Origin of the sequence: Paenibacillus sp. TAF43_2 (genome assembly GCF_052113545.1) — a bacterium.
In the GTDB taxonomy this organism is placed as follows: Bacteria; Bacillota; Bacilli; order Paenibacillales; family Paenibacillaceae; genus Pristimantibacillus.
Genome location: NZ_JBFRDK010000306.1, coordinates 1 through 4075, shown reverse-complemented (window position 1 = coordinate 4075; position 4075 = coordinate 1). Strand labels below are relative to the sequence as shown.

2 protein-coding genes are annotated in these 4075 nt (G+C 45.6%); both read left to right on the top strand.

The annotated features are described in order from the left end of the window. Nucleotides 1-231 precede the first annotated feature (231 nt). The gene (locus AB4Z17_RS32585; RefSeq protein ID WP_441964495.1) at nucleotides 232-3183 is read left to right on the top strand and encodes an extracellular solute-binding protein; all 2952 of its coding nucleotides are present in this window, start codon (nucleotides 232-234) and stop codon (nucleotides 3181-3183) included. Between the two features lie 111 nt (nucleotides 3184-3294). After that, nucleotides 3295-4075, top strand: a 781-nt coding sequence (locus tag AB4Z17_RS32580) for a carbohydrate ABC transporter permease (RefSeq protein ID WP_441964497.1), incomplete at its 3' end; no start/stop codon positions are given.

Below are 4075 nucleotides of genomic sequence, written 5' to 3'. Positions count from 1 at the left end.
CATTGAGTATATCTCCTACTATGGCATTCCAGATGGCGAGAAGCTCTTTGAAGGTGTCGTCAAAGAAATTACAGAAGGCAAAGTATCGCCGTCCACTGCAGTTGACAAAATCAAACCGCAGTTTGAAGCGAACATGAACAAATTGCTTCAAGACAACAAATAAAATTTTGTCAAAAACTCTCGGCAGGCTCCTATTTTAATAGAGAGCCTGCTAGGGAGGAGGGGGAAACGATGCGGCGACCAAGCGTTAAAGTCATTTCGTTATTGCTTCTGTCACTAGCTGTTTGTGTCTCCTTGTTTTTTCAGGAGTCCGCACTAAATGGCACGGTTACTGCTGAAGGAACATCGGCAAGCAATCGGAATACCCATTCGACGGCTTTAGATGCGCCATATGAAAAGGGTGGTTATGACGAATACTTGTCTAAATATGATCCTATTCAACTGGCTGCTAACGATACGATTGTAATCGAAGGGGAGAGCTACAGCGAAGTTAAGGGAATGGAAGTTTCTATCGTTGAGAATAGAGCGGGCAACGAGGGGCAAGCGGTTCTCACGAAAGATTCAGGTGCGATTTCCTGGGCATTCGAGGTTAAGCAAGAAGGACTATACAATCTCGGTATATATTTTTATAGCGAGCCGGGCAAGGATTCAGATATTGAACGGGAGCTGTTAGTGGATGGGCAATCGCCATTTAATGAAGCTAGAAGCATAACCTTCAATCGAATATGGAAAAACGAGAAGCAAAGCTTCGATCGCGATGCGAGGGGAAATGATCTGCTGCCTAACCAAATCGAAGAGCATATGTGGCAGGAAAGCTTAATTAAAGATAACACGGGCTTTTATGAAGAGCCTTTTTTATTTTATTTCTCGAGAGGCCAGCATACACTGACGCTGACTTCGGTTAAAGAGCCGCTCCTCATCGATTGGTTGAAGCTGTCTGCACCGGAAATTGCTCCTACATATGCAGAGGTTGCCAGCAAGTATAAAGAAGATGGGCTAAAGCAGGCTGCAGACGTTTCGATCAAGCTTCAAGCAGAGCAAGCTTTATACAAATCTACGCCAAGCTTGCTGCCTTATAATGATCGTTCTTCTCCCGCGGTCGAACCTTACCATGTATCAAAGCTTCGCAATAATGCAATGGGTGGATGGGCATGGAGAATGCCGGGACAATGGATTGAATGGGAAATTGAAGTAGAGCAAGAAGGGCTCTATCAAATCGCTTTGAAAAACCGTCAAAACTATTTGAATGGCATGTCTGCGCTGCGCTCCATTTATATAGATGGGAAGCTGCCCTTTAAGGAGTTGAAAGAGGTTCAGTTTCCATATAACCATTCTTGGCAAATGAATGTTTTGGGAACGAGCAAAGATGAGCCTTATTTATTCCATCTCACTAAAGGCAAGCATCGGTTACGGATGGAAGTGACTTTGGGCGAGCTGGCGCCAATTTTGCGATCGGTGGAAACGAGCATTCTTGAGCTAAATGCCATGTATCGCCAAATCATCAGCTATACAGGTACTGTTCCGGATACCTTTCGTGATTACAATCTGGAACAGCGCATCCCTGAAATGATTGAAGTGTTTGAGAAACAAAGCAAGCTGCTTTATAGTATTGCGAGCAGTATGGAAGGACCATCTGAGAGTGGAAATGACCGAACAGCGATTATTAATAGACTAGCGTATCAGCTTAAGGACATGGCGGGCCGCCCGGAATCCGTGCCATCACGGATCGAAGCATTTAAGACGAATGTTGGCGCGCTTGGCTCATGGATGCTTACGATTAATGAACAGCCGCTTGCTTTGGATTATTTGATCGTTAGCTCGCCAGAAGCAAAGCTGCCGAAGCCCGAAGCAACCAGATGGGCAAAGATGTTAACTGGGATCAAATCGTTCGCAGCATCCTTTAGTGAAAACTACGATGATTTCTCGGATGAAGAAGAGACGAAGCAAAGCGTTACTGTATGGGTAACATCGGCTCGTGACCAAGCACAAGTCATTAAACGCTTGATAGATGATCGTTTTACGAGTACGACGGGCATACATGTGAATTTAAAACTCGTAAGCGCGGATGTGCTTCTACCGTCAACTGTCTCGGGGAAAGGGCCGGATGTTGCTTTGCAGGTTGGCAACGACTTGCCGATGAATTACGCGAGCCGCAGCGCTCTTCAGGATTTATCTGCGTTTCCAGATTATCCGGAAGTTCAGCAGCAGTTTCTGGCAAGCGCCATGGTGCCTTATGAATATAAAGGAAGCTATTACGCATTGCCTGAGCAGCAAACGTTTCCAATGATGTTTTTCCGAAAAGATATATTGGAGGATGAGCTGCATTTGGAAGTGCCGGAAACGTGGCAGGATGTCTATGATATGCTGCCTACGCTCCAGAAGCATAACTTGCAGTTTGGTTTACCGCAAAAACCGCTTGATTCCATTGGTAATGAGCTTGCAACGACGAATATCATGACGCTTCCGCCCAATCCTGCATTTGCGATGTTTCTGCTTCAGCAAGGCGGCCAGTTTTATAAGGACGGTGGTAAATCGAGTGATTTGGATTCAGAGACATCGATTTCGGAGTTTAAGAAGTGGACCGATTTTTATGTCAATTATAAAATTCCAATCGCAGCTGATTTCGCAAACCGCTTCCGAACAGGCGAAATGCCAATCGGTATCGTCGATTATACGATGTATAACAAGCTGACTGTTTTTGCGCCTGAGATCAAAGGGCTGTGGTCATTTGCGCCTGTTCCAGGCGTTGCTGCTGTGGATGGTTCCTTACACCGCGAGGTAGGCAGCGGAGGCTCGGCATCGATTATGTTCAAGCAAGCGAAAAACAAAGAAGAGGCGTGGACCTTCTTGAAATGGTGGACAGGCAAAGATACGCAGGTTGCTTTTGGCAGACAAATGGAAATTCGAATGGGTGCTGCTGCTAGATACCCAACGGCAAATATGGAAGCGTTAGCTTCACTTCCTTGGCCAACGAAGGATTTTCAAATGCTGCAGGAGCAAATGAAATGGGTTAAGGGCATACCAGAGGTTCCGGGTGGATATTTGACAGGCAGAAACATCGATAATGCATTCCGCCGTGTTGTCGTTCAAGGAGAAGATCCGCGTGAAACGATGGACAAATATGTAAGGGCGATGAATGAGGAAATTACATTAAAGCGCAAGGAATTTAATCTTCCTTATTAGAAACGAGGGGCTTAAATGAAACAGCAGTTAGCAGCCCGCCCCGTAACGAGGGGGAAAGGCGATTCACGTATTCTAGCTCATGGGAAAGAGCTGAAGCCAAAATTAACGCGCATGTTTGTTGAAATGAAAAAAAGTAAACACGCTTATGTGCTGCTGGCACCATACTTTATTATTTTCTGCACATTTACTGTACTCCCTGTGCTATTATCGCTGCTGCTCAGCTTTACGAATTTTAATTTTCTTGAGAAGCCTAGGTGGATTGGCTGGCAAAACTATTCAAGATTACTCGTTCAAGACGATATTTTTCTGATTGCGGTAAAAAACACGTTTTTGTTCGCGGCCATTACGGGGCCGATTAGTTACTTGGCGTGCTTCTTGTTTGCATGGCTTATTAACGAGCTAAGGCCGAAGATAAGAGCTTTTCTTACGCTCGTCTTGTATGCGCCATCGATTGCGGGCAATACCTATTTGATTTGGCAGCTATTGTTCGCAAGCGACTCTTATGGTTATGCGAACTCCTTTCTAATGAAGTGGGGCTTCATTATGGAGCCGATTCAGTGGCTGCAAGATACGAGGTATGTGCTGGGCATTCTCATTCTCGTTCAGCTATGGCTAAGTCTCGGCACATCCTTTCTGGCCTTTATCGCAGGGCTGCAAAATGTAGATCGCACCCTGTACGAAGCGGGAAGCATTGACGGCATTCGCAACCGCTGGCAGGAATTATGGTTCATAACACTGCCTGCTATGCGTCCACAGCTGATGTTTGGCGCGGTTATCCAAATTACGTTGGCGTTCTCCATCGCAGAGATCTCCATCTATATGATCGGTTTTCCAAGTGTGGATTACGCAGCACACACCATTGTTACCCATTTGGTTGATTACGGATCCATTC

Bases quoted from the DNA above. Each gene is read 5' to 3' on its own strand.
- AB4Z17_RS32585 (WP_441964495.1), top strand. From the start codon at position 232: ATGCGGCGACCAAGCGTTAAAGTCATTTCGTTATTGCTTCTGTCACTA.